This window comes from Polaribacter sp. Hel1_33_78 (assembly GCF_900106075.1).
Taxonomy (GTDB): Bacteria; Bacteroidota; Bacteroidia; order Flavobacteriales; family Flavobacteriaceae; genus Polaribacter.
The window spans coordinates 961,289-987,037 of record NZ_LT629794.1; the positions used below are offsets into that span (position 1 = coordinate 961,289).

Sequence of the window (25,749 nt, forward strand, 5' to 3'; positions counted from 1 at the left end):
AATCATGAAGAAAAAAGCAATTATTGTATCAGGGTATTTTAATCCTATTCACAAAGGACATTTAGAGTATTTTAATAATGCTAAAGAGTTAGCAAATGAGCTTTTTGTAATCGTGAATAGCGATTTGCAAAGAGGACTTAAAGGTTCAAAAGAATTTCAAAAAGAAGCTGAGCGTTTATTTATTGTTCAGAATATCAAAGCAGTAGACAAAGCAATCATTTCTGTCGATAAAGATAGAACGGTATGTGCATCTATTCGCACTATTTTTGAAACCTATGGAGCAGAATATGACCTTGGTTTTGCCAATGGTGGTGATCAGGATAACAACTCAATACCGGAAGCACCAATTTGTAGAGAGTTAAATATAGAATTGATAGATGGCTTAGGAGATAAAATTCAATCATCTTCATGGTTGTTAAAAAATAAATAAATATGAAAATAGGTATTACCTTTAGTGCTTTCGATTTGTTTCATGCAGGACATGTTAAAATGTTAGAAGATGCGAAACAAGAATGCGATTACTTAATTTGTGGTTTACAAACCGATCCTACTTTAGATCGTCCAGAAAAAAATATGCCAGTTCAATCTGTAGTTGAGCGCTACATTCAGTTAAAAGGCTGTAAGTATGTAGATGAAATAGTGCCCTATGCAACAGAACAAGATTTAGAAGACGTTTTACGTTCTTTTAAAATAGATGTACGTATAGTTGGAGATGAATACGCGACAAAACAATTTACAGGACGTGAATACTGCGAAAAGTCTGGTATAGCTCTTTTTTACAACAAGAGAGAACACCGTTTTTCTAGCAGTGGTTTGCGCAAAGAAGTGCAAGAAATAGAAAATTTAAAAAAAGGAGCTAAATAATTCAGGAATGAATAAAAATGCTAAAATATATATTGCTGGGCATCGTGGAATGGTGGGGTCAGCAGTATGGAGAGCTTTAGAAAAAAAAGGGTATACTAACTTAATAGGTAAATCCAGTTTAGCATTAGATTTAAGAGATCAACAAAGTGTGCTTGATTTTTATAAACAAGAAAAACCAGCAGTGGTAATTGATGCTGCAGCGAAAGTAGGCGGTATTTTAGCAAATAATGATTTTCCGTATCAGTTTTTAATGGAGAATATGCAAATTCAGAATAATTTAATTGATAGTGCACTAAAATCAGGCATTGAGAAATTCATCTTTTTAGGAAGCTCTTGTATTTATCCAAAACTCGCTCCGCAACCTTTAAAAGAAGAATATTTGCTAACAGATTCTTTAGAACCAACAAACGAGTGGTATGCCATTGCAAAAATAACAGGCGTAAAAGCGTGTCAGGCGATTCGCAAACAATTTCAAAAAGATTATGTCAGCTTAATGCCAACTAACTTGTATGGAACGCATGATAATTTTGATTTAAAATCATCTCATGTTTTACCTGCAATGTTGCGCAAATTTCATGAGGCGAAATTAAATAACCATGCTCCTGTAGTATTGTGGGGTAGCGGCACACCCATGCGTGAGTTTTTATTTGTAGATGATATGGCAGAAGCGGTAGTGTACGCTTTAGAAAATGAGTTGCCCGAATATCTATATAATGTAGGTTCTGGTAAAGATATTACCATAAAAGAATTGGCAGAAACCATTCAGAAAGTAATTGGGCACCGAGGAAATATTGTTTGGGATGCCTCCAAACCAGATGGAACGCCAAGAAAATTAATGGATGTTTCAAAAATGAAAGGTATGGGCTGGAGGTATATAACAGAATTAGAAGAAGGAATCGAAAAAACCTATACTTGGTTTTTAGAAAATATTGAAAATTTTAAAGAAGTAAAGTTAGAGAAGATGTAGACTTTGGCGAAGATAACGACGAAGACTAAAACTTTGACTGAGACTAAGGCAAAAACACAGTTTTAGACATTGAGAGATTTTAAAAATATGATATTTGGACAGATAGCATGGAGCTTGTTGATGCCATTTATACGTTTGTGGAAGCTTTTCCGAATACCGAAAAATACGGACTGCGTTCTTAGATAACAAGATCTGTGGTTTCAATTCCCTCAAATATTGCAGAAGGAGTATCTCTGAACTTAGAAAAAGATTTCATAAGGTTTTTGGAAATAGCATTGGGTTCGGCTTTTGAATTAGAAGCACAGTTAATCATTGCGAGCAAAAGAAAGTATATTTCTAAAAGGAATTTAGAGGAAACAGTTAAGAAACTTTCGAGTTTACAGAAACGAATATACGGACTAAAAAGAAAAATTATAAACTAAGACTATAAAGCTAAGACTATAAAGCTAAGACTATAAAGCTAAAACTATCAAGCTAAGACGAAAACAAAGTCAATGTCAAAGTCATTGTTAAAGTTTATTTTTTAAAATAAAAAATATGAAAGTAGCATTAATCACAGGAATTACAGGGCAGGATGGGTCTTATTTAGCAGAGTTGTTGTTAGAAAAAGGCTATATGGTGCATGGTATAAAAAGAAGATCCTCTCTTTTTAATACCGCTAGAATAGATCATTTATACCAAGATCCTCATGCTCCAAATTTAAGGCTTAAATTACATTACGGAGATTTAACTGACGCAATGAACTTGACACGTATCATTCAAGAATGTCAACCCGATGAGATATACAATCTAGGAGCAATGTCTCATGTCGCTGTTTCATTTGACACGCCAGAATATGTTGGGAATGTGGATGGTTTGGGTACGTTAAGAATATTAGAAGCGGTACGGATTTTAGGGCTCGAAAAGAAAACAAGAATTTACCAAGCTTCAACTTCAGAATTGTATGGAGGGATGCCAGAAAACAAAAATGAAAAAGGTTTTTATGACGAAAATTCTCCATTTTACCCTCGTTCACCATACGGAGTAGCCAAAATATACGGATTTTGGATTACGAAAAATTATCGTGAAGCGTATAATATGTTTGCTTGTAATGGTATTTTATTCAATCACGAATCACCGAGAAGAGGGGAGACTTTCGTGACCAGGAAAATTACCCGTGCGGTAGCAAAAATAGCATTAGGCTTGCAAGAAAAATTCTACTTAGGAAACTTAGAAGCAAAACGTGATTGGGGACATGCAAAAGATTATGTGCGCATGATGTGGATGATTTTACAAGCAAATCAGCCAGAAGATTGGGTAATTGCAACTGGGGTAACAACTACGGTAAGAGACTTTGTACGTATGGCTTTTGGAGAAGTAGGGATCGAGTTAGAATTTAAAGGAGAGGGAGTAGAAGAAAAAGCTTTTGTTACGGCTTGTACTCATAAAGATTTTCAGATACCAATAGGAAAGGAAGTTTTATCGGTTGATCCGTCTTATTTTAGACCCACAGAGGTTGATTTGTTAATTGGAGATCCTTCTAAGGCTAAAAACAAATTAGGTTGGATTCCAGAGCATGACTTGGCCTCTTTGGTAAAAGATATGATGATCGGTGATGTTACTCTAATGCAAAAAGATGTTGTGCTGTTAAAAGCAGGCCATGAAATATTGAAACAGGCAGAGTAACTTTTATCATACGGTCTGATTCAAAATAGTTTTAAAAGAACTTTGGAAATTGTGAATGTATAAAATAGGGAGACTTCGAATTTTTTTGAAAGTAGCGTTTGCAAAAAAAACATATCTTTGGATTATGGATTAACAAGTTGAAGTGTTTTGAGCATCGCTTCTTAATACATAAAACAAGAGTCGGTTAAAATTAGTTATGATTTTAAAATTATTTTGGAATACCGAAAGCCCTTTTTATAGTGTGTTCGACAAATAAAAAATAGAAATAAAGTTTCTAACAAATTTTCATTTTTAAAAGAATCTTTTAGATTGTAGTAATAAAATAAAATTGGATACAAGTAAAATACAAGTAAAATACAAGTAAAATATCATGAAAAAAATTAAAAATATTTGTTGTTTGGGTGCCGGTTATGTTGGTGGTCCAACCATGTCAGTAATCGCCTTAAAATCTCCAGGAATTAAGGTAACCGTTGTCGATTTAAATAAAGAGCGTATTGCTGCTTGGAATGATGAAGATTTAGATAAATTACCGGTATATGAACCGGGATTAGCAGAAGTGGTTGCAGAGGCACGTGGTAGAAATTTATTTTTCTCTACGGATGTTGATGGTGCCATTGAAGCAGCAGATATGATTTTTATCGCTGTAAATACGCCTACCAAAACCTATGGTGAAGGAAAAGGAATGGCTGCCGATTTAAAATTTGTAGAGTTGTGCGCGCGTCAAATAGCGGAAGTAGCGACCTCTGATAAAATTATTGTTGAAAAATCAACCTTACCAGTGCGTACCGCAGAAACATTACAAACGATTCTAGATAGTAACGGAAAAGGCGTGCATTTTGAAGTGCTTTCCAATCCCGAATTCTTAGCGGAGGGAACTGCCATTGATGATTTATTTTATGCGGATAGAGTTTTAATTGGTGGTCAACAAACGCCAAGTGGGCAAGCTGCAATTCAATCATTAGTGGATGTGTATTCAAATTGGTTAAGTCCAAAACAAATATTAACCACCAATGTTTGGTCTTCGGAGCTCTCTAAATTAACAGCAAATGCTTTTTTAGCACAGCGTATTTCGTCGATTAATGCACTATCAGCATTGTGCGAAGCTACGGAAGCGGATGTAGATGAAGTTGCAAAAGCTATTGGTACAGATAGTCGTATAGGGCCTAAATTCTTAAAGGCATCTGTTGGTTTTGGAGGGTCATGTTTTCAAAAGGACATTTTGAACTTGGTGTATTTATGTCGTCATTTTAACTTGCCAGAAGTTGCTAATTATTGGGAACAAGTCATTATCATGAACGATTATCAAAAATACCGTTTTGCAAAAAAAATTATTACAACATTATTCAATACTGTTAATGGTAAGAAAATAGCATTCTTGGGATGGGCCTTTAAAAAGGACACCAATGATACTCGAGAGTCTGCAGCAATTTATGTGGCGGAACACTTGATAGAAGATGGAGCAGAAGTGCATGTGTATGACCCTAAAGTATCCGAAAGTAAAATTAAGGCAGACATGCGTTATCTATGGGAGTTAAAAGGATTAACCGAAGAAAAAATAAAGCATAAATTAGCACAAATCTTTGTGTATACGAGTCCTATGGAAGCTGTTCATAAGGCACATGCCGTTGCACTGTTAACCGAGTGGGACGAATTTATAGGCTATGATTGGAATGCTATTTATACCAATATGTACAAACCTGCGTTCGTGTTTGATGGTCGTAATATATTAGATATTAAAAATTTAACTGCCATTGGTTTTCAAGTGAAAGGAATTGGTAAATATTAAATTTAGCAAAGATTAAAAGTATTTAATTCTTATAATAAGAGAAGAATATGAAAAAAATATTAATTACTGGAGGTGCAGGGTTTGTGGGTTCTCATTTATGCCAACGTTTATTAAATGAAGGAAATGAAGTGCTGTGCTTGGATAATTATTTTACAGGAGATAAAAAAAATATCCTAAAATTATTAGACAATCCTTATTTTGAAATGATTCGACATGATATTACGGAACCGTATTATGCAGAGGTAGATGAGATTTATAATTTAGCTTGTCCTGCGTCTCCGGTGCATTACCAATTCAATCCCATAAAAACAATGAAGACCTCCGTTATGGGTGCTATTAACACCTTAGGTTTGGCAAAGCGTGTGGGAGCTAAAATTTTACAAGCCAGTACCAGTGAAGTGTATGGAGATCCTTCAGTACATCCGCAACCAGAAAGTTATTGGGGACATGTAAATCCGATTGGGATTCGTTCTTGTTATGATGAAGGTAAGCGTTGTGCTGAGACTTTATTTATGGATTATCACATTCAAAATAAGGTAGCGATTAAGATTATTAGAATTTTTAATACGTATGGTCCAAATATGAACCCTTCAGATGGGCGCGTGGTTTCTAATTTTATCATGCAAGCATTAAGAGGAGAGAACATTACGATATTTGGAGACGGCTTGCAGACACGTTCATTTCAATATGTAGATGATTTGGTAGAAGGTATGATTCGTATGATGGCATCAGAACCTTCATTTTTAGGACCTGTGAATCTCGGAAATCCGAATGAATTTACCATGTTAGAACTGGCACAAGCAGTCATTCGTTTGACAAATTCAAAATCCACCATTATTCATATGCCTTTGCCACAAGATGATCCAAAACAACGGCAGCCAGAGATTTCTCTAGCAAAAGAAAAATTAAAGGGGTGGCAGCCGAAGATAGAGCTAGAGGAAGGACTTGGAAAAACAATTTCCTATTTTGAATCATTATTGTAATGAAACGGATATTTGTTGGTCTAAAAAAATTGATTCCATTTATGATGACGAAATTCTGAATGGTTTAAAAAAGTATAGGGAGGTTTATGAATTAGTAATTTAATAGTAGTTTGGTATTGGCAATTTGAATTAAAAGAAGTAATTTTTTTTATTTTTAAACATTTTGAATGCTTTTTGTTTTAATGATGTTAGTAAAAAAAACTGCTGGTTACCAAAATTCAAGATCAAATCATTCGGTGTTTTGATCTAGTAAACCGCTTTCGTTTGTTTGATAAGAGATTAGATGTTACTCTATTAAAATTGGTAGTGAAAGAAATTTTGGTACAGTAATATGGTTTCTGGAAAAGCTTTGGCTTGAAATCATAGATTTACTAAATCGTAAATTATATAGATTTTAGTAAAATTAAGATGTTTAAAATTTTAGATTAATATTTTAATAATAAATTTTTTCATTTTTCATAATTCTCGTAGGTAAAGCATGAATTTTTTACTCTATGTCCAAAAGTTAGTAATAATTTAGTAGGTTTGCATTTTAAATTTTATAGTCATTTAGCACGATTTTACTAGCGTTAGTAAGAAATGAAAAGTAAAGAAATTTTAGATTTTTTTTAATATATTTCATTACTTAAAATTAACAGAATATTTATATTTTAAAAGGTAAAATAAATTAAATATGAAAAATATACTAATAACAGGCGGAGCAGGATTTATTGGTTCACACGTAGTAAGATTATTTGTAAATAAATATCCCGACTACCATATTTATAATTTAGACGCTTTGACCTATGCGGGAAATTTAGAAAATTTAATAGATATTGAGTCTAAGGAGAACTATACATTCTTGCATGGTGATATTACAGACGAAGTCTATATAAATACTGTTTTCACTAAATATCAATTTGATTCGGTCGTTCACTTGGCAGCCGAATCGCATGTAGATCGCTCCATAACAGATCCTTTGGCATTTGCAAAAACCAATATTTTAGGGACGATGATTTTATTAAATGCCTTTAAAGTACTTTGGAAGGATAATTGGGAAGGTAAACGTTTTTATCATGTAAGTACAGATGAAGTATATGGATCTCTGGGAACTACAGGCTTATTTGAAGAAACTACTTCTTATGACCCTAATTCTCCTTATTCGGCATCAAAAGCAAGTTCAGATCATTTTGTAAGAGCTTACGGAGAAACTTACGGCCTGCCTTATGTAATTTCTAATTGCTCAAATAATTATGGGCAACAGCAATTTCCGGAAAAGTTGATTCCTTTATTTATAAATAATATTTTAAATGATAAGGCTTTACCGGTATACGGTGATGGAAATTACACCAGAGACTGGTTGTATGTAGTTGATCATGCCATTGCAATTGATTTGGTTTATCATAAAGGGTTGAATACTGAAACTTATAATATTGGTGGTTTTAACGAATGGAAAAATATTGATTTAGTAAAATTATTATGTCAACAGATGGATCAAAAGTTAGGGCGCGCAGCAGGTACAAGTGAAAAATTAATTACGTATGTGAAAGACCGACCAGGTCATGATTTGCGCTATGCCATTGACGCCTCAAAAATAAATAAAGAATTAGGCTGGAGTCCAACGGTAACTTTTGAAGAGGGATTGTCAGAAACAATCGATTGGTATTTAAGCCATGAAGATTGGTTAAACAATGTAACTTCTGGGAATTATCAAAATTATTATAAAGCACAATATAAATAAAATATGAAAGGAATTGTATTAGCAGGTGGTTCGGGTACACGATTGTATCCAATTACAAAAGGAACCTCTAAGCAATTATTGCCTATTTATGACAAGCCAATGATTTATTACCCACTTTCGGTTTTGATGTTGGCGGGAATCAAAGATATTTTAATTATCTCAACACCTACAGATTTGCCTAATTTTGAGCGCCTATTGGGTGACGGAAAAGAATTGGGTATTACCTTGCATTATAAGGTACAACCCTCGCCAGACGGTTTGGCACAAGCTTTTATTATTGGCGAAGAATTTATAGGAAACGATGCTGTATGTTTAGTTTTAGGGGATAATATTTTTTATGGTCATGGCTTTACAGATTTGTTGGCGAAAGCAGTAAAGAATTTGCGTAAAAAAGAAAAAGCAACGGTATTTGGGTATTATGTAAATGATCCAGAGCGCTACGGTGTGGTCGATTTTGATAAGGCAGGGAAAGCATTATCCATAGAAGAAAAACCAACAAGACCAAAAAGTAATTATGCGGTGATTGGTCTTTATTTTTATCCGAATAATGTGGTACAGATTGCTAAGAATATAAATCCAAGTGATCGTGGCGAGCTAGAAATTACATCGGTCAATCAAGAATATTTAGAACAAGGAAACTTAAAAGTAGAAGTTATGGGGCGGGGTTATGCTTGGTTAGATACAGGTACTCATGAATCCTTATTAGAAGCATCCAATTACATACAAACCATTGAGAACCGTCAAGGTTTGAAGGTTGCATGTCTGGAGGAAATTGCCTGTGAAATGGGCTATATCTCAAAAGAGGAATTATTGAGTCTGGCAGAACCTTTAAAGAAGAATGGGTATGGGCAATATTTAATAGAACGCGCAAAAGAACTGTAACATGAATTTTAAACGATTATCCATACCAGATGTTATTTTATGTGAGCCAAATGTGTTTGGTGACGAACGTGGTTATTTTGCTGAAACTTTTCGACAAGATAAATTAAATAAATTTTTAGAGTTTACGATTAATTTTTGTCAGGATAATGAATCTAAATCGTCTTATGGTGTATTAAGAGGTCTTCATTATCAACTGCCACCCTTTGCACAAACTAAATTAGTTCGTGTTATAAAAGGGAAAGTGTTAGATGTGGCTGTTGACATTCGTAAAGGTTCTCCTACTTTTGGAAAGCATGTTGCGGTTGAATTGACAGAAGAAAATAAAAGGCAATTACTTGTTCCTAGAGGATTTGCACATGGTTTTGTAGTGCTAAGTGAGGAAGCCATTTTTGCGTATAAAGTTGATAATTATTATAGTCCTGAATGTGATCGAGGATTGGCATTTAACGATGCAGTAATTGGAATTGATTGGCAGCTTGCCATTGAACAGCTAAAATTATCTGATAAGGACACAAAGCAACCTTTGTTAAAAGATGCCGATTGTTTTAATTTTGAAATAAATTTATATGAATAAAAGGAATATTTTAGTAACTGGTGGCAATGGTCAATTAGGTTCTGAATTGAAAGAATTGGCTCCAGCATATTCAAATTATCATTTTATTTTCACGGATGTTGAAAATTTAGATATTTGTGACCACAAAGCGGTAGCCACTTTTATTGATAAAAATAACATTCACACAATTATAAATTGTGCAGCGTATACGGCTGTTGATAAAGCTGAGGAGCAATTTGAATTGGCTGATAAAATCAACCATTTGGCGGTAGCCAATTTTTCGCAAATTGCTAGAGATAAAAACATACAACTCATTCATATTTCTACGGATTATGTGTTTGATGGTACAAACCATAAACCATATACTGAAAAAGATAGTCCAAATCCGCAAAGTGTATATGGACAAACAAAATTAGATGGTGAATTGGCAATGCAACAGATAAATCCTGAGAATTCAATTATTATAAGAACTTCATGGGTCTATTCTAAATTTGGTAACAATTTTGTAAAAACCATGTTACGATTGGGTAAAGAGCGCGATCAGTTGAGTGTGGTAGCTGACCAAATAGGTACACCAACCAATGCTGCTGATTTAGCGAAGGCTATATTAACTATTTTACCTAAAATTAAAAATGAAGATATTGAAATCTTTCATTATTCAAATGAAGGGGTTTGTAGCTGGTACGATTTTGCAAAAGCTATTTTTGAAATCAGTGAATTACCTATTGAAGTGAATCCAATCGGCACTTCACAATATCCAACACTAGCTAAACGACCATTTTTTTCAGTGTTGTGCAAAAATAAGACGAAGGAAAAGTATAATATAAATATACCATATTGGAGGGATTCATTAAAAATCTGTTTACAAAAAATGAAAATCTGCTAAAAATATCAGAATTTAAAGATTTATAGATGTTCGAAATAAGTTTAAAAAACAATAAAACATTTACCTGCGCTTCAAATACTACCATATTTGAAGCGGCCAAAACAGCCGGAATTTTTTTAGAGCACAGTTGTCTTACAGCAAGATGTAGAAGTTGTGTTGTTAAAATTGCAGAGGGTACTACAAAAAATAAACTAGACGATCTGGTGTTATCTGATGATGAAAAGCGAAAAAATTTTGTGCTTTCTTGTAATGCGATGCCAACTACAGACTTAATGCTAGACGTGGAAGATTTGGGTAATGTTACCTTGTATGACAAGAAAATTGTACCCGCTAAAATTCAATCGATTCAAAAACTCACGCATGATGTGATCAAAGTCAGTTTACGATTACCACCGAATGCTAATTTTAAATACAATTCGGGACAATATGTCAATCTAATCAAAGGAAACCTCAAAAGAAGTTATTCAGTAGCCAATGCCTTTAAAGAAAAAACAAGTTTGGAGTTCTTTATCAAAAAATATGAAAAGGGATTGATGAGTCAATATTGGTTTGAGGAAGCCAAGGAGAATGATTTGTTAAGAATGGAAGGTCCTTTAGGGTCTTTTTTTCTAAGAGAATCTAATTATGAAAACATCGTTTTCTTAGCAACAGGCACAGGTATTGCGCCTATCAAAGCAATCCTTGAGAACATTCGAGAGTCTACTTCTGACTTTAAACATAAAAAGTTTTTTGTTTTTGTTGGAGCTCGATATAAAGAGGATTTATTCTGGGAGCCAAATCTTGAAAATAAAAATATAGAAATTAAATATATTCCTGTACTTTCGCGTCAAAAAGAAGATTGGTCAGTAGAGAAAGGATATGTACAAGATGCAGTTTTAAAACAAAAGATCAATTTAGAGAATACACAAGTTTATGCTTGTGGTTCTAATGAAATGATTCAATCAGCAAAAAAAGTATTTATGCAAAACTCTTTGAAAGAAAATAATTTCTTTTCAGATGCCTTTGTAGAAACAAATTAAAAAAAGAAATATGAAAGCAGTAATTTTAGCAGGTGGTTTAGGAACGCGATTAAGTGAAGAAACTGTATCAAAACCAAAACCGATGGTCGAAGTAGGAGGAAAACCAATTTTATGGCATATTATGAAAACCTATTCTCATTATGGGATTAATGATTTTATAATATGTTGCGGCTATAAAGGATATGTTATCAAGGAATATTTTGCGAATTATTTTAAACACCAGTCAGACATTACGTTTAAAATGATTGATAATAAGATGATTGTGCATGAAAAAAGAGCAGAACCTTGGACCGTTACTTTAATTGACACTGGTGATAATTCTATGACGGGTGGAAGATTAAAACGAGTTGCAACCTATTTGAAAGATGAAGAAGCATTTTGTTTTACGTATGGCGATGGTGTTGCTGATATCGATATTAAAGCATTATTAGCTTTTCATAAATCTCATGGAAAAGAGGCTACATTGTCAGCTGCTTTTCCTCCAGGTAGATTTGGAGCTTTAGATATACGTGAAGGTCAAGTTATGAAGTTTCAAGAAAAACCGAGAGGAGATGGGGCTTTAATCAATGCTGGTTTTTTTGTATTATCGCCCAAAGTACTAGATAGAATAGAAAACGACGGTACGGTTTGGGAGCAAGAACCCTTAAAAGCATTGGCTGCAGATAAGCAGTTAATGGCATTTAAACACGAAGGGTTTTGGCAGCCTATGGATACGTTAAGAGACAAAACGCATTTGCAAAAATTATGGGATACTAATAAAGCACCTTGGAAAGTATGGAAGTAACAAAAGGAAAAGTAAACAAAAAATTTTGGAAATCTAAAAAAGTATTCTTATCCGGTCATACTGGATTTAAAGGTTCTTGGGTTTCTTTATGGTTGCAATCTATGGGAGCAATTGTTAAAGGGTATTCATTAGAACCAAATACAAAACCAAATCTTTTCACAGAAGCAAATGTTGAAGAAAACATGAACTCTGAATTTGGTGATATTAGAAATTTGAATCAAATTTCTAAATCGATGCTTGACTTTAATCCAGATATTTTAATTCATATGGCTGCACAACCTTTGGTGCGTCTTTCATATCAAGAACCTGTAGATACCTATACAACAAATGTTATAGGTACTGTTAACGTGCTGGAAGCTGCTAGAAGTTGTCCTAATTTGAAAGCTATAGTTTCTGTAACTACAGATAAATGTTATGAAAATAATGAATGGGATTGGGGTTATAGAGAAAATGAACCCATGGGAGGGCACGATCCTTATAGCAGTAGTAAAGGGTGTGCAGAGTTAGTAACTTCAGCATATAGACGCTCTTTTTTTAATTCGGAAGACACTGCTTCTTTAGCATCTGCAAGAGCGGGTAACGTAATAGGAGGTGGAGACTGGGCCGATGATAGACTAATTCCAGATATTTTAAAAGCATTTGAAAAATCGGAGTCTGTCGTTATTAGAAATCCAATATCTACTCGACCTTGGCAACATGTATTAGAGCCTCTTTCGGGATATTTAGTATTAGCTCAAGAGTTATTTGAAAACGGAAAGGAATATGCTGAAGGGTGGAATTTTGGACCCAAAGATGAAGATTGCCAACCCGTAAACTGGATTTTAGATAAAATGGTGTCTAATTGGGGTGAAGGAGCAAGTTGGGAGTTAGATAAAAATAACAATCCTCATGAAGCAGGTTTTTTAAAATTAGATTGCTCAAAAGCGGCTAATAGATTAAAATGGCAACCAAAGTGGAGTTTACAACAAACTCTAAAACTAATCATAGAATGGCATCAAGTTTATGTAAATAAAGGCGATGTAAAAGAACAATGTTTAACAGAAATTAAAAAATATTCAAATTAATGGAATCTCAAGATAAATTAAACTCACTAAGAGAAGAAATAGCAAGTTTAGTCACTAAATATGCTGCAGAACAATATAAACCTACCACATTTGTTAAAGGGGTGACTTTGATTCCACCTTCTGGAAAATTATTAGGGGAAGAAGAATTACAAAATATGGTTTCAGCTTCTTTAGATGGCTGGTTAACTACAGGAAGATTTAATACTGAGTTTGAACAAAAATTAGCCGCATTTTTAGGTGTAAAATACTGTTTATCTGTAAATTCTGGTTCATCCGCAAATTTAGTAGCTTTTAGCACACTAACTTCACCAAAATTAGGAGATAGAGCTATAAAAAAAGGAGATGAAGTAATTGGAGTTGCAGCAGGTTTTCCAACTACGGTGAATCCAATTATTCAATTTGGTGCAGTACCTGTATTTGTAGACGTAGATATTAAAACACATAATATCAACGTAGATTTAATTGAGGCTGCAATTACGCCTAAAACAAAAGCAATTATGTTAGCGCATGCCTTAGGGAATCCTTTTAATGTGGGCAGAGTAAAAGAAATTTGTGATAAGCATAATCTATGGTTAATTGAAGATACCTGTGATGCTTTAGGAGCTGAGTACAACGGTCAAAAATGTGGAACTTTTGGAGATATTGGTACCTTAAGTTTTTACCCAGCACACCATATGACGATGGGAGAAGGAGGTGCTGTTTTTATGAATGATCCACAATTAAAAGTGATTGCAGAATCTTTTAGAGATTGGGGAAGAGATTGTTATTGTCCACCAGGCTGTGATAATACTTGTGGTTGCAGATTTGAGCAAAAACACGGGGATTTACCTTTTGGATATGACCATAAATATGTGTATTCACATTCTGGGTATAATTTAAAAATAACGGACATGCAGGCCGCTTGTGGGTTAGCGCAGTTAGGGAAATTAGAATTTTTCATCGAAAAGAGAAGAAGTAATTACACCTATTTAAGAAATAAATTAGAATCATTAACTGATTTTATCCATTTACCAGTACCTACTCCTAATAGTAATCCTTCTTGGTTTGGCTTCCCAATTACATTAAAAGATGATTGCGGTGTCTCAAGGGTAGATGTTACGAAGTTTTTAGATTCACATAAAATTGGGTCTCGATTGCTTTTTGCAGGAAACTTATTAAAACAGCCTTATTTTAAAGATGTTGAATATAGAGTGGTGGGAGATTTAACGCATACAGAAAAAACAATGAATGACACATTTTGGATTGGGGTACAGCCAGCATTAGATGAAGTTCATTTTGACTTTGTAGCTGATAAAATGGAAGAGTTATTTGGGTTAAATTTTTAATTGATGACTTTAGAAACTACTATTTTAGAAGGTGTTTTTATTATTAACAACTTCAATGCTTCTGACGAAAGAGGACTTTTTGTTAAGACCTTTAACAAAGAAACTTTTGAGAATAATAATATACCATTTTCTATTAGAGAATCTTATTTTTCTTTAAGTAAAAAAAACGTGATCAGAGGGATGCATTTTCAAATGCCCCCTCATGATCATGAAAAATTAGTTTATGTACCCATAGGGGCAATATTGGATGTTGTACTTGATTTAAGAAAAGAGTCTGAAACTTATATGAAACATTTTAGTGTAGAATTAACTGATAACAATTACAAGTCAATTTTTATACCTAAAGGTTGTGCTCATGGTTTTAAGGCTTTGGAGGATAACACTATAACAGTTTATAATGTAGCCACAGAATACAATGCCAATGCTGATATGGGTATTAAATATGATTCCTTTGGTTATAATTGGCAATTAGAAGCACCAATATTATCAAATCGAGATATTGATTTTTTAACCTTTAAAGAGTATATGATTAATAATCCTTTTTAGAATGTGTAAAAGAATTTTAATAACAGGAAGTACAGGATTTGTTGGTAAACACTTAATTCCAAAATTAATTGAAAATGAATATGAAATTTTAGAAATTACAAGAAGTATATCTAAATCAGATGATTTTTTTGGAAATAAAACACAAAAAATTGAGGTTAATGATGCTAATTTTAATCAAAAGATTAAATTTTTTAAACCAGAAATTGTAATTCATTTAGCATCCTATTTAACTTCTTCGGATGAATGGACAGATGTTGAAAAACTTGTTGATACTAACATTCTTTTTTTGTCAAAAATATTAGATGCTGTAAAAACAAATGAGTTAAAATTATTTGTAAATACCGGAACATTTGCTGAATATTTTAAAGGCGATGGTGAATTACTTCCCGCTTATTTTTATGCTGCAACTAAAACGGCTTCGAGAGCTATAGTTGACTATTATGCAAATGCTTATAATTTTAAACAGACAACAGTAGTACCCTATACAATTTATGGAGGTGTTGATACTCAAAAAAAAATAATAGATTTAATTTTTGATTCTACCAATTCTAAAGAGCCTTTGCAACTATCACCAGGAGAACAAGTGTTAGATTTTATTCACATAGATGATGTAGTTAATTTTTACTTAAGCTTAATAGATAACATAAACATATTGCCTAATACAAGTGAGTTTAAATTGGGTACAGGTATAGGAACCAACTTAAAAGAATTGGCAAAAATAGTAGAAGAAGTTTCTGGTGAAAAAACAAATATTAATTGGGGAGGCAAGCCTTATAGAAAATCGGATGTTATGTATGCTGTAGCGGACCAACGACAAAATAAAAATATTTTAGGTTGGTTTAATAAAATAAATATTGAGCAAGGAGTTAAAATTAAAATTAATGATAAGTAAATTACTGATTTTTTTCAAAAAGGGTTATACTTTTTTAACAAGAAGGATAATGATTTTTTTTTATTCGTTTCAATTTAAAAAAATTGGCAAAAATTCAGTTATACATAAACAACTAATTTTAAATTTTAAAGAGGGAATATCAATTGGAGACAGAGTAGTTTTGATGCCTAATAGTAGAATTGAATTGATTACAAAATATGCTAATGAAAAATATCAACCACAATTAATTATAAATGATTTTTCACAAATTCATCAAAATTGTCATATTACATGTGCAGAAGAAATCAAAATTGGTAAAAATGTAATTATTGTAGCTAATGTTACAATAACAGATATTATACATCCTCATGAGGATATATCTATCCCAATAAACAAAGCAAAAATAAAAACATTTCCTGTAGAAATTGGTGACGAAACATATGTCTACAATAATGCTGTTATTCTCCCAGGAGTTAAAATAGGTAAACACTGTATTATTGGAGCAAATAGTGTTGTAAATTCTAATATTCCTGATTATTCAATTGCGGTTGGAAATCCAGCAAAAGTAATTAAACAATATAATTTTAAAACAAAAAAATGGGAAAGGGTTTAATCTCTAGGAAAATTTCTTTTGGATTTATTGCGGGAATTACAAGTATAGGAATCGATGGTATTGCTGGGTTAATAGTTTTACCAATGTTAATTAAATTTCTAAGTGAAGAAATTGCTGGTATTTGGTTATTTTTTATATCCTTTACAGTTTTAATACGCCTTGGGCAAGCTGGTTTAGCACCTGTCGTAACTCGTATATCAGCAAAATTAAAATCTACGTACCCTTCATTAGAGGTTAATAATAGTATTTGGGCTACTGTAAAATGGAGCTATAGTATTGCTACTTTATTAGTTATTTTAATTTGTTCTGTAATTTATGTGTTTTATATTTATTTTGTTTTAAAAGAGCAAAACTTTATATTTCAAGGTACTTTATGTTGGTTGCTTTTGTCTGTAAGTTTTATGTTACGAATTTATTTTATTAAATATTTTCATCTAATAAATGGCTTTGGCGAGGTAGGTTGGGATAAGTTTATACAAATTTTTATAGCTCTAATTAATTTAATAGGTTTTTACTTTGTATTAAAATTAGATTTTGGTTTTTGGTCTTTAGGAGCTGTTTATTTATTATCAGGTATAATTTTTTCTTTCTTTGCTAAAACTACGTTTAATAGGCTTAATAAAGGGTACATAATTACTAAAAGCTCGTATACTACAGTTAAAGAGGTCATGAGTATGTTTAGTGAAAGTGGAAAAATTCTTATGTTAAACATTACTTCTTTTATAGTTTTACAATCTAATTTCTTTGTGATAGAACGTTTAATTGGTTTAGAAGTTATACCCTATTATGCTGGACTTCAAAGAGTAACTACACTTATTTTAGCAGTTTCAGGAATGGTTACCACAATGATGTATCCTTTTATTTCACAAAAATTTGCTCAAAATGATGTAAATGGAATGCTACAACTTGTAAAACGAAATGTAGTAATATCCTTAAGTGTTGCAACTTTATTGAGTGTTGTAGTTTTTATAGCTGCCCCAATACTATTTCCTTTATGGCTAGGAGAGGGCTCTTATTTAGGAGCCAATATTTTTGGACCCATGCTTATCTTGGTGGTTTTATATGTTAACCACAATGCATTTGCTAATTCCATTATTGCTACAGGAGCAAATACGTTTATAATACCAGCAATTATAAACGCCTGCTTAACTTTGCCATTATCCATATTTGGAGGGATACAATATGGTTTGCAAGGAATAGTAGTTGCTAATTTAATAGCGTTAGTTTTGCCTTCATTTTATGTTGTAGTATGGTCTATTAAATACCTTAAAGCACTAAAATTAAATTATAATGATTAAAACTTTAAATGACAATAAGCTATTTTCAATAGGTTTACCTGTAGTTAAAGACGTTTTTTTAACAGAAGCTATTAAGTCTTGTTTAAAACAAACGTACACTAATTTTGAAATAGTTTTAGTTAATAATGCAAAAACAGCTGATTTTAAGGATAAAATAAGAGATATTTATAATTCTTTTAACGATGATAGAATTAAATATCATGAAAATGAAGTGCAATTAGCCATGATAGATAATTGGAATTTGACGTTGAAACTATCTAGTGGCGATCTTTTTTCTATTTTATGTGATGACGATTTATGGGAATCAAATTATATAGAGGAGATGGTAAAATTATCTCAACAAAATTTAAATTGTAATTTATTTCATTGTAGAGTTAAAATTATTTATGAAGGTAGTGATAGAGCTATTTTATCATCTTTATGTTCTGAGTTTGAAAATTCATTTGATTTTATTTATCATCGTATAATGGGCTATAGAAAAATGTATTTATCAGACTTTACAGTAAGGGTGAATGCTCTAAATAAAATAGGGGGATTTTTTGCAATGCCTGATGGTTGGGGTAGTGATGATTTAACATGGTTTAAACTAAGTCTTGAAGGAGGTGTGGCGTATACATCAAAAATTTTATTTATTTATCGTAATCATAAAAACAATATTAGTAATACTGTAAATATCAAAAATAAATGGAATAGTATTCCCAAATATGCAGATTTCATTAAAAAATATATTGTTGGCAAAGATTTAAATAAAAAGGATGAAATACTACAAAAATTGATATTGGATGAGCTACCAAATTATAAAAAACGTGGTTTTGCTTCTTTGTATCATAAAAAAATTATGAGTTACAAATATTTGCCATCTAGCTTAAAAAAAATTATTTCAAAAATTTCTAGATTAATAATTTTTACAATAAAATAGTATTTAAATGAAAGTTAAAGTAAAATCAATTAAATTTTTTTTTCTCACGTTTGTAATATTAGTATTTACACATTTCTTTTCTTTTAAAGGAATTAATATTCAAGTTTACAAAGGATTAGAAATTATTTTGTTGTTATTATTTTTATGGATAACAATTACTGGCAGTAGGTATAATATAAAAATGCATTTTAAAAATTATGTGTACCTTTTTATACTATTACCACTTATTAGTATAATACCTGCTTACATATCTCATAATCAAGATATTTCTTTATCCATTTACATGTGGCGATTTGAATTAATATGGTTGTTATATTTTGTTTTGCATAGAATTAATATCTCAGCTACTGATGTTATTAGGTCGATTATAGTGCTGGCAGTCTTATATGTGACAATTTCTATCATTCAACAACTAACTTATCCATCTTATTGGTTTTACACTAGAGGAGACTCTGTATTAACAGGTAAAGAAATTGAAATTAGATTAGGGTTTTATAGGTACATGATTAGCGGTATTGATATCTTAATTATTGCTTTTTTTATAATATTTCAAAAGTTTATTTTAAAAATTAATCTTCTAAATAAAACAGCTATTTTATGTTATTTTTTTCTGATTGGGATTTATATATTTATGACAAGACAAGTACTATTTGGTGTGATCATAAATATTCTTTTAGCATTTTTACTTATAAAATCATTTAATAAAAAAATAGCATTATTCATAGGAATAATAATTGTAACACTTATAGTTTCTATGAATGTTGAGAGTTTATTTGGGGAGTTGATAACCTCTGCACAAGACGATACTACGAATGATAACTATGTAAGATTTCAATCTTATAATTTCTTCTTATATGATTATTGGGATGGTTACGGTACTATATTATTTGGTAATGGTCCAGAACATCAAAGTTCAACCTATGGCAAGGAAATTCAGAAATATAAGGATTTTAATGGGTTCTATAGAAATGATATCGGTATAATAGGTGCTATTAATAAAAATGGCGTAATCTATGGGATAACATTTCTTCATCTTCTTTTCTGTATTTATTTTAGACATAGAAGAAGTTTAGAGATTTATCAAAAACAGTTCTTATTGTATACGACAGTTTTATGTATCATGATTTTTCCATTTAGTCAAACTTTTGCAACAGTGGTGTTTGTAGTTTTTTTATATTTAATAGATCAAAGTATTCACACAAAAAAAATAAAAAAAATTGTTTAAAGTATTTATTTTTCCAAATAGCGTAAGAAAAAACCAAAGTAATAATCCTTATTTACAAGAGTTTGCTTTTGTATTAGATAAGCAAGTTAATGTTACAAATTATTATAAGTTTAATGTTAATAATGATATTGTATCCTTATTTATAAATCTATTTACTGATTATCATATTATAAATTGGCCAGAAAATATACCCAACCACAGGTTTGGATTGGTCCAGTATTACTTATTTAAATTGGTTTTTAATATTCGATTATTTTTAGGTAAAAAAAACATTTTTATTTTACACAATAAAACAGCTCATAATATTAAAACTAAAAAATCTTTTGAAGCTTTAGCATTCTGCATTAAAAAAGCACATTTAATATTTACTCATAGTCTTGAGGGTGTAGATTTTGTAAAGAAAAACTTTAATAGAACCGATGTAAAATATTTCCCTCATCCAACGTATTCTAATTTAGATTATAAAGCTCAAGACATAAAATATGATATTATCATTTGGGGTACAATACATCTGTACAAAAATGTTGATGGTTTTATTAAATATTTTAATAATGAAGAATTTTTTAAAAGATATAGATTACTTGTTTGTGGTTATTGTCAAAATAAAGAATTAGAAAATTCTATTTTTAGTGAAGTAATTAAAAATGAAAATATAACTTTCATAAATAAAAGATTATGTGATGAAGATATTGTAAATAATATTAATCAATCAAGGTTTATTTTATTTACGTATACTGAGGATTCAGTTTTAAGTTCCGGTTCTTTAATATTTAGTTTGCCTTCTGAGAAACAGATAATAGGACCTAATGTAGGGAGTTTTAAAGAACTGTCTAATAATAAAATAGTATCATGTTATAATTCTTTTGAAGATATTCCTAAGCTTATAGATAAATTAAAAAGTAATAACAAAAGTAATAATTTAGTTAGTAATTACGTCTCAAAATATACATGGTCTAATTTTGGTTCATTTGTAATAGAAAGTTTTATCAAATGATTTTAGGTAAATTAATTTATAAGTGTCAATTTTAATATGTTTTTGAATGGAAATTTAATAGTTTTTTTTTGTGTAAAAAAAAATAATAAAATTGACAATTTTACATCACTTGTGATTTCAAATAATATTTACCAGGCCTTATAATTTGTATAAACAAAAACATAAAGTTAATTAAGAACTGGTTTCTTTTAACAATTTAAATAATGAAAAAAGTAATACTTGTATCAAATAAGCTATACAAATATAGAGCTCAAGTCTATTCTGAATTTATAAACTTATTCAAGGAACAAGATATTGATTTTAAGGTTGTTGTTTCTACCGCATGCAAAGAAGATAATTTTGGTCTGCTAGAAGATAAGATTACTTTTGTAGGGTCAAGCTTTTATAAGCTACATAAATACCTAAAGTACGAAAAACCTGATGTCATTATTAATTTTTTGCACCCCACCAATAGGTCAATATGGTTTTTGTATTTTTATACTTGGGTTCATAAAACCCCAAACATCTATTGGAATCATGGAATTAACCTACAAGATCCTAATAATAAGTTAAAATTATTTATTTATAGTTTTTTTCACAAAGCGTCAAGTGCAATTCTACTGTATACTAAAAACGAATTAAAGTATATAAAAAAGAAGCATCATTCAAAGACATTTTATGCAAACAATACAATTAATTTTAAAATGATTCCTGATGTGCAAGAAAGTGTTTCAACTATTAAAAGTCAATACCATTTAAATTTCGAAAAGTATGCACTGTTTGTTGGTAGGGTTCAAGAAAGAAAAAAAATAGAGGTCCTTATTGAAATTTTTAAAAGTGGTGAATTTGAACAATATGGTTTAATTATTGTTGGGCCAGGATTTTCTGAAGAAAATTCAACACAAATTAGCAGTTCAAAAAATATTTCATATTTAGGGGCAATATATGATGATTTGGAAGTTAATAAAATCTTTAAAGCCTCAGATGTTTTTTGTATACCAGGAACAAATGGATTAGGTATCAATCAAGCAATGTTTTGGGGATTACCTTGCTTAGCTTTGAATGTTCGTCATAGTCCTGAAATTATTTACCTTGAAAATGAAAAGAATGGCTTTATTTGTAACACTAATGAAGACTTGAAAGATAAACTGCTATTAATCTTACAAAATAAAAAGCTTTACAGTGAATTTTCTCAAAGTGCTAAAGAAATAATAAAGGAAAAGGCAGATATCTCAATAATGTTTAGAGGTTTTCTAGAAGCTGTGAATTTTGTAATGGAGTTGAAATAGAATTTAGTATAACAAAAATTTTAATTAATAAATTTTTAAACAAATTGCTAAGTATGTTAAAATGGTATTTTTTTAGATTAAAGACGATGTCTCTTCTGGAGATACCATATAGATTTAAACAAATTCTTCAAAAGAAATTTGAATCATTCTTTGTTGTTGGTGAAACTTTAGGTACTATACTAATACCTAAGACAAAAAAGATATTAAAAATAGGTGAAATAGATACTCCTATCTTTGACGATGAATTTTCCGTGTTTGGAAAAAAAATAAATTTTTTTGATTCACAAATTGATTGGCATAAAGACGTTTTCTCTGGTGAGAAGTATGCTTTGACTTTTTCAAAAAACATTAATATTAGAAAAAGTGCAAATCTTTCTGCAAAAAATGTATGGGAAATAAATAGACTACAGTTTTTAATTCATATTGCTATAAATTATAATAAAACAAAGGATGAAAAATTTTTAGATAAATTTATTGAATTGAATGAATCTTGGATTGAAGCAAATCCTTATTTGTTGGGTGTTAATTGGTATAGTAATATAGAAGTAAATATCAGATTAATAAATTGGTTCTTTTGTTGGGAATTATTAGATGCTGAAGAATTAATGAATAAATCTAAAATTTTTAAGGAATTTGTAAATACTAAATGGTTACCTGTTATTTATCAACATTGTAAATACTCATTTAATAATCCATCTAAGTATTCTTCTGCTAATAATCATTTAGTCTCAGAGTATTCAGGATTATATTTAGCTACTTCAGTTTGGGGATTTAAAGAGTCAGAGTTTTGGAGAAGCTATGCTAAGGATGGCTTGGAAAAGGAGATACTAAAACAGCACTCTAACGGAGTAAATAAAGAAGAGGCTGCCGAATATATACAATTTATAACTGATTTCTTTTTGCTTCCCTTTATAATTGGCGAAAAATGCAATGATTCGTTTTCAAAAGAATTTCAAAAGGCATTAAAACAAATATTAGATTACATCCTGGTATTTACGGATGTTAATCTAAATTTTCCAAAATATGGTGATGAAGACGACGGGTATGTTCTTAATTTCTCGGAAATAGGTCACTTTAATAACTTCAAATCTTTATTGGTTTCTGCTTCAATCATTTTTAATGATGAATCATATTTGTCTGCAAAGTCTGAATATGACATAAAAAATAAATTACTTTTTTCTGATGATGGTTATTTATTATTTGAAAAATTAATGGATAGAGAAAAGAAAGAATTAGTAACAAAATTTTATCCAAAAGAAGGACATTTTATTTTTAGAAAGTTAATAAAAGATAAAGAGATATATGCTCATTTAGATATAGCCCCTTTAGGCTATTTATCAATAGCAGCTCATGGCCATTCTGATATTTTATCATTTTTAATTCATGTAAATGGTAATCCTTTTTTTATTGATTCTGGAACTTATAGTTATCACACTGAAAAAAAATGGAGAAAATACTTTGTGAGTTCTCAAGCACATAACACGATTACTATAGATGATGAAAATCAAGCATTTCATGCTAGTGATACCCTGTGGCTAAATCATTATAAACCTAAAGTTATTTCTTGTGTTCAGCAAAGAAATATCGAACGTGTTGTAGGAACATATAATCAAAAGTCAAACGTACAGCACATCCGATCATTTGAATTTAATAAAAAAATAAATGAATTTTTAATTGAGGATAATATCATTATTAGAGACAACAAGGAGCACAAAATTTTTATGCCATTTCATTTACATCCAACGATTCAAATAACAAAGAGCACTATAACCAATTATACTTTATCGCACGCCTCAGGTGCTGCTGTTAGTTTACATTTGGATGACCAATTGAAATGGAATTTGGTTAGAGGTAGTGCGGAACCTTTTTTAGGCTGGTATTCTGAATCTTTCATGAAAAAAGAACCTACTTCGGTGGTTTTTGGAGAAATGATAGTAAAAGAAAGTTTAAAAATAGTGACAAGAATAAAAGTTACAGAATATTAAATGATTGGCATTATTATTGGAATAAAGTATAATTCAAAAAATAAAGAAAGGTTTGTGTTATTTGTGGGAGTTATTATGTTATTCTTAATACAATGTGATACTTTTGAAAATATATTTAGTCAAGTCGTTTTTAGCAATGAATTAAAATATTAAAAAAAAATTATGAATATAAGTATTTTTGGTCTCGGTTATGTAGGCTGTGTAAGTTTGGGCTGTTTAGCAAATAATGGTCATCATGTTATAGGAGTTGATGTTAGTCAAAATAAAGTAGATTTAATTAACAAGGGTAAACCTACAATTATTGAGAAAGATATTGATACAATTATTGCAGAACAGCATAAGCTAGGAAGTATTTCTGCAACAACAGATGCAATGGACGCCGTCATTAAAACAGAAATTAGTATAATAGCTGTAGGAACACCGTCTTCACCACAAGGTCATTTAAATTTAAAATATATTTTTAAAGTTGCCGAAAATATAGGGAAAGCAATACAAAACAAAGATGAGTTTCATATCGCTGCAATTAGGTCTACTGTTTTGCCAGGAACTTGTGATAAAGTAGCTGAGATTATTGAAAAAGCATCAGGAAAAAAGAGAAATGTAGGTTTTGCCATCGTTGATAATCCAGAGTTTTTAAGAGAAGGTAGCGCTGTTCAAGATTATTACAATCCTCCTTTAACGTTAATTGGTTCAGATAATATAGATGCAGCTAACAAAGTAGCTGACTTGTATCGAAAACTACCTGGTGAAATTGTTATAACAGATCTAAGGGTTGCTGAAATAATGAAATATGTAAATAATACTTATCATGCCTTAAAAATTTCATTTGCAAATGAAGTTGGAAATGTATGCTCAGAGTTGGGAATAGATTCTCACAAAGTGATGGAAATATTTTGTAAAGACAAACAATTAAATATCTCAAATTATTATTTTAAACCAGGTTTTGCCTATGGAGGTTCATGTTTACCAAAAGATTTAGGTGGTTTTAAAACATTGGCTCATGATTTGTATGTGAAAACACCCGTAATTGATGGGATTGGCATTACAAATGAAAATCAAATAGAGCGTGCAACAGATTTAATTTTAAAATACCCTAATAAAAAACTAGGTTTTTTAGGTTTAAGTTTTAAGGCAGGAACCGATGATTTACGTAATAGCCCAGCTGTTCGTGTTATTGAATTGTTACTTGGTAAAGGTGCCGATATTAAGATTTATGATAAAAACATTAATACCACTATGTTAACAGGAACCAATAAAGATTATATTGATGCAAGAATTCCTCATTTATCAAACCTTTTAGTGAAAGATGTAGACCATTTAATCGAAACTTGTGATGTGTTAATTGTAAATACGAATGAAGATGAATTTAAGTCTAAATTAGTTTTAATTGAAGATAAAATAATCATTGATTTTGTGAGGTTGGATGATAGGTTATTAGATTATGAAAACTATGTGGGGATTAATTGGTCAACTAAAAAGAATAATAATGACACCTATTTTTCGAGTGAAGATACGGTATTGTAAAAACTAAA

At 30.9% G+C, this 25,749-nt stretch carries 24 protein-coding genes and 1 pseudogene; all 25 read left to right on the forward strand.

The features are described 5' to 3' along the window. Positions 1-4 precede the first annotated feature (4 nt). Positions 5-430, forward strand: a complete 426-nt coding sequence (locus BLT88_RS04110) for an adenylyltransferase/cytidyltransferase family protein (RefSeq protein WP_091953170.1) — start codon at positions 5-7, stop codon at positions 428-430. Between the two features lie 2 nt (positions 431-432). Continuing rightward, a complete protein-coding gene (locus BLT88_RS04115; protein WP_091953172.1) occupies positions 433-864 on the forward strand; it encodes an adenylyltransferase/cytidyltransferase family protein in 432 nt (143 codons plus the stop codon). 7 nt (positions 865-871) lie between these two features. Further along, positions 872-1,831, forward strand: coding sequence for a GDP-L-fucose synthase (locus BLT88_RS04120; protein WP_091953174.1), 960 nt, complete (start codon positions 872-874; stop codon positions 1,829-1,831). Between the two features lie 92 nt (positions 1,832-1,923). Then, positions 1,924-2,253, forward strand: a pseudogene (locus BLT88_RS04125) (four helix bundle protein). Positions 2,254-2,368: 115 nt separating this feature from the next. After that, positions 2,369-3,496 (forward strand): GDP-mannose 4,6-dehydratase, encoded by a 1,128-nt coding sequence (gene gmd / locus BLT88_RS04130; protein WP_091953178.1) that lies wholly within the window; start codon positions 2,369-2,371, stop codon positions 3,494-3,496. A gap of 370 nt (positions 3,497-3,866) precedes the next feature. After that, positions 3,867-5,282 (forward strand): UDP-glucose 6-dehydrogenase, encoded by a 1,416-nt coding sequence (locus tag BLT88_RS04135; protein WP_091953180.1) that lies wholly within the window; start codon positions 3,867-3,869, stop codon positions 5,280-5,282. Between the two features lie 47 nt (positions 5,283-5,329). Further along, the gene (locus tag BLT88_RS04140; RefSeq protein WP_091953182.1) at positions 5,330-6,265 is read left to right on the forward strand and encodes a UDP-glucuronic acid decarboxylase family protein; all 936 of its coding nucleotides are present in this window, start codon (positions 5,330-5,332) and stop codon (positions 6,263-6,265) included. Positions 6,266-6,938: 673 nt separating this feature from the next. Next, on the forward strand, positions 6,939-7,985 hold the full coding sequence (rfbB, locus tag BLT88_RS04145; protein WP_091953183.1) for a dTDP-glucose 4,6-dehydratase: 1,047 nt from the start codon (positions 6,939-6,941) through the stop codon (positions 7,983-7,985). A gap of 3 nt (positions 7,986-7,988) precedes the next feature. Beyond that, positions 7,989-8,867 (forward strand): glucose-1-phosphate thymidylyltransferase RfbA, encoded by an 879-nt coding sequence (rfbA, locus tag BLT88_RS04150; RefSeq protein ID WP_091953185.1) that lies wholly within the window; start codon positions 7,989-7,991, stop codon positions 8,865-8,867. A 1-nt stretch (position 8,868) separates the two neighbouring features. Beyond that, the gene (gene rfbC / locus BLT88_RS04155; protein WP_091953186.1) at positions 8,869-9,441 is read left to right on the forward strand and encodes a dTDP-4-dehydrorhamnose 3,5-epimerase; all 573 of its coding nucleotides are present in this window, start codon (positions 8,869-8,871) and stop codon (positions 9,439-9,441) included. After that, positions 9,434-10,306 carry a dTDP-4-dehydrorhamnose reductase gene (gene rfbD, locus BLT88_RS04160; protein WP_091953188.1) on the forward strand — a complete coding sequence of 291 codons (873 nt, stop codon included), beginning with the start codon at positions 9,434-9,436 and terminating at the stop codon, positions 10,304-10,306. Before rfbC ends, rfbD begins: the two co-directional genes overlap by 8 nt. 26 nt (positions 10,307-10,332) lie before the next feature. Continuing rightward, entirely contained in the window at positions 10,333-11,325 is a 993-nt protein-coding gene (locus tag BLT88_RS04165) for an FAD-binding oxidoreductase (RefSeq protein ID WP_091953190.1), read from the forward strand. Between the two features lie 10 nt (positions 11,326-11,335). After that, positions 11,336-12,109, forward strand: coding sequence for a glucose-1-phosphate cytidylyltransferase (rfbF, locus tag BLT88_RS04170; protein WP_091953191.1), 774 nt, complete (start codon positions 11,336-11,338; stop codon positions 12,107-12,109). Further along, on the forward strand, positions 12,100-13,173 hold the full coding sequence (gene rfbG / locus BLT88_RS04175; protein ID WP_091955647.1) for a CDP-glucose 4,6-dehydratase: 1,074 nt from the start codon (positions 12,100-12,102) through the stop codon (positions 13,171-13,173). Before rfbF ends, rfbG begins: the two co-directional genes overlap by 10 nt. Beyond that, positions 13,173-14,498, forward strand: a complete 1,326-nt coding sequence (gene rfbH, locus BLT88_RS04180) for a lipopolysaccharide biosynthesis protein RfbH (protein WP_091953193.1) — start codon at positions 13,173-13,175, stop codon at positions 14,496-14,498. The genes rfbG and rfbH overlap by 1 nt, the downstream gene beginning before the upstream one ends. A 3-nt stretch (positions 14,499-14,501) precedes the next feature. Next, a complete protein-coding gene (locus BLT88_RS04185) occupies positions 14,502-15,044 on the forward strand; it encodes a dTDP-4-dehydrorhamnose 3,5-epimerase family protein (protein WP_172824248.1) in 543 nt (180 codons plus the stop codon). A 1-nt stretch (position 15,045) separates the two neighbouring features. Beyond that, complete coding sequence (locus tag BLT88_RS04190; protein WP_091953197.1) at positions 15,046-15,936, forward strand: NAD(P)-dependent oxidoreductase; 891 nt, start codon at positions 15,046-15,048, stop codon at positions 15,934-15,936. 49 nt (positions 15,937-15,985) lie between these two features. Next, positions 15,986-16,528, forward strand: coding sequence for a DapH/DapD/GlmU-related protein (locus BLT88_RS04195; protein WP_172824250.1), 543 nt, complete (start codon positions 15,986-15,988; stop codon positions 16,526-16,528). Continuing rightward, the gene (locus BLT88_RS04200) at positions 16,513-17,826 is read left to right on the forward strand and encodes a lipopolysaccharide biosynthesis protein (protein WP_091953200.1); all 1,314 of its coding nucleotides are present in this window, start codon (positions 16,513-16,515) and stop codon (positions 17,824-17,826) included. The genes BLT88_RS04195 and BLT88_RS04200 overlap by 16 nt, the downstream gene beginning before the upstream one ends. Then, positions 17,819-18,745 carry a glycosyltransferase family A protein gene (locus tag BLT88_RS04205; protein ID WP_091953201.1) on the forward strand — a complete coding sequence of 309 codons (927 nt, stop codon included), beginning with the start codon at positions 17,819-17,821 and terminating at the stop codon, positions 18,743-18,745. The genes BLT88_RS04200 and BLT88_RS04205 overlap by 8 nt, the downstream gene beginning before the upstream one ends. Positions 18,746-18,752: 7 nt before the next feature. After that, positions 18,753-19,970, forward strand: coding sequence for a hypothetical protein (locus BLT88_RS04210; RefSeq protein ID WP_091953203.1), 1,218 nt, complete (start codon positions 18,753-18,755; stop codon positions 19,968-19,970). After that, positions 19,963-20,964: a glycosyltransferase family 1 protein gene (locus tag BLT88_RS04215; protein WP_091953204.1), complete on the forward strand. Its 1,002-nt coding sequence runs from the start codon at positions 19,963-19,965 to the stop codon at positions 20,962-20,964. The genes BLT88_RS04210 and BLT88_RS04215 overlap by 8 nt, the downstream gene beginning before the upstream one ends. Before the next feature lie 203 nt (positions 20,965-21,167). Continuing rightward, positions 21,168-22,232 carry a glycosyltransferase gene (locus BLT88_RS04220; protein WP_091953206.1) on the forward strand — a complete coding sequence of 355 codons (1,065 nt, stop codon included), beginning with the start codon at positions 21,168-21,170 and terminating at the stop codon, positions 22,230-22,232. A gap of 86 nt (positions 22,233-22,318) precedes the next feature. After that, a complete protein-coding gene (locus BLT88_RS04225; RefSeq protein WP_172824252.1) occupies positions 22,319-24,217 on the forward strand; it encodes an alginate lyase family protein in 1,899 nt (632 codons plus the stop codon). Positions 24,218-24,379: 162 nt separating this feature from the next. Then, on the forward strand, positions 24,380-25,741 hold the full coding sequence (locus tag BLT88_RS04230; RefSeq protein ID WP_091953209.1) for a nucleotide sugar dehydrogenase: 1,362 nt from the start codon (positions 24,380-24,382) through the stop codon (positions 25,739-25,741). The last annotated feature ends 8 nt before the right edge of the window (positions 25,742-25,749 follow it).

Excerpts from the sequence above, each read along its gene's own strand:
- BLT88_RS04110 (WP_091953170.1), top strand. The coding sequence starts at position 5 with ATGAAGAAAAAAGCAATTATTGTATCAGGGTATTTTAATCCTATTCAC.
- BLT88_RS04115 (WP_091953172.1), top strand. The coding sequence starts at position 433 with ATGAAAATAGGTATTACCTTTAGTGCTTTCGATTTGTTTCATGCAGGA.
- BLT88_RS04120 (WP_091953174.1), top strand. The coding sequence starts at position 872 with ATGAATAAAAATGCTAAAATATATATTGCTGGGCATCGTGGAATGGTG.
- gmd (WP_091953178.1), top strand. The coding sequence starts at position 2,369 with ATGAAAGTAGCATTAATCACAGGAATTACAGGGCAGGATGGGTCTTAT.
- BLT88_RS04135 (WP_091953180.1), top strand. The coding sequence starts at position 3,867 with ATGAAAAAAATTAAAAATATTTGTTGTTTGGGTGCCGGTTATGTTGGT.
- BLT88_RS04140 (WP_091953182.1), top strand. The coding sequence starts at position 5,330 with ATGAAAAAAATATTAATTACTGGAGGTGCAGGGTTTGTGGGTTCTCAT.
- rfbB (WP_091953183.1), top strand. The coding sequence starts at position 6,939 with ATGAAAAATATACTAATAACAGGCGGAGCAGGATTTATTGGTTCACAC.
- rfbA (WP_091953185.1), top strand. The coding sequence starts at position 7,989 with ATGAAAGGAATTGTATTAGCAGGTGGTTCGGGTACACGATTGTATCCA.
- rfbC (WP_091953186.1), top strand. The coding sequence starts at position 8,869 with ATGAATTTTAAACGATTATCCATACCAGATGTTATTTTATGTGAGCCA.
- rfbD (WP_091953188.1), top strand. The coding sequence starts at position 9,434 with ATGAATAAAAGGAATATTTTAGTAACTGGTGGCAATGGTCAATTAGGT.
- BLT88_RS04165 (WP_091953190.1), top strand. The coding sequence starts at position 10,333 with ATGTTCGAAATAAGTTTAAAAAACAATAAAACATTTACCTGCGCTTCA.
- rfbF (WP_091953191.1), top strand. The coding sequence starts at position 11,336 with ATGAAAGCAGTAATTTTAGCAGGTGGTTTAGGAACGCGATTAAGTGAA.
- rfbG (WP_091955647.1), top strand. The coding sequence starts at position 12,100 with ATGGAAGTAACAAAAGGAAAAGTAAACAAAAAATTTTGGAAATCTAAA.
- rfbH (WP_091953193.1), top strand. The coding sequence starts at position 13,173 with ATGGAATCTCAAGATAAATTAAACTCACTAAGAGAAGAAATAGCAAGT.
- BLT88_RS04185 (WP_172824248.1), top strand. The coding sequence starts at position 14,502 with ATGACTTTAGAAACTACTATTTTAGAAGGTGTTTTTATTATTAACAAC.
- BLT88_RS04190 (WP_091953197.1), top strand. The coding sequence starts at position 15,046 with ATGTGTAAAAGAATTTTAATAACAGGAAGTACAGGATTTGTTGGTAAA.
- BLT88_RS04195 (WP_172824250.1), top strand. The coding sequence starts at position 15,986 with ATGATTTTTTTTTATTCGTTTCAATTTAAAAAAATTGGCAAAAATTCA.
- BLT88_RS04200 (WP_091953200.1), top strand. The coding sequence starts at position 16,513 with ATGGGAAAGGGTTTAATCTCTAGGAAAATTTCTTTTGGATTTATTGCG.
- BLT88_RS04205 (WP_091953201.1), top strand. The coding sequence starts at position 17,819 with ATGATTAAAACTTTAAATGACAATAAGCTATTTTCAATAGGTTTACCT.
- BLT88_RS04210 (WP_091953203.1), top strand. The coding sequence starts at position 18,753 with ATGAAAGTTAAAGTAAAATCAATTAAATTTTTTTTTCTCACGTTTGTA.
- BLT88_RS04220 (WP_091953206.1), top strand. The coding sequence starts at position 21,168 with ATGAAAAAAGTAATACTTGTATCAAATAAGCTATACAAATATAGAGCT.
- BLT88_RS04225 (WP_172824252.1), top strand. The coding sequence starts at position 22,319 with ATGTCTCTTCTGGAGATACCATATAGATTTAAACAAATTCTTCAAAAG.
- BLT88_RS04230 (WP_091953209.1), top strand. The coding sequence starts at position 24,380 with ATGAATATAAGTATTTTTGGTCTCGGTTATGTAGGCTGTGTAAGTTTG.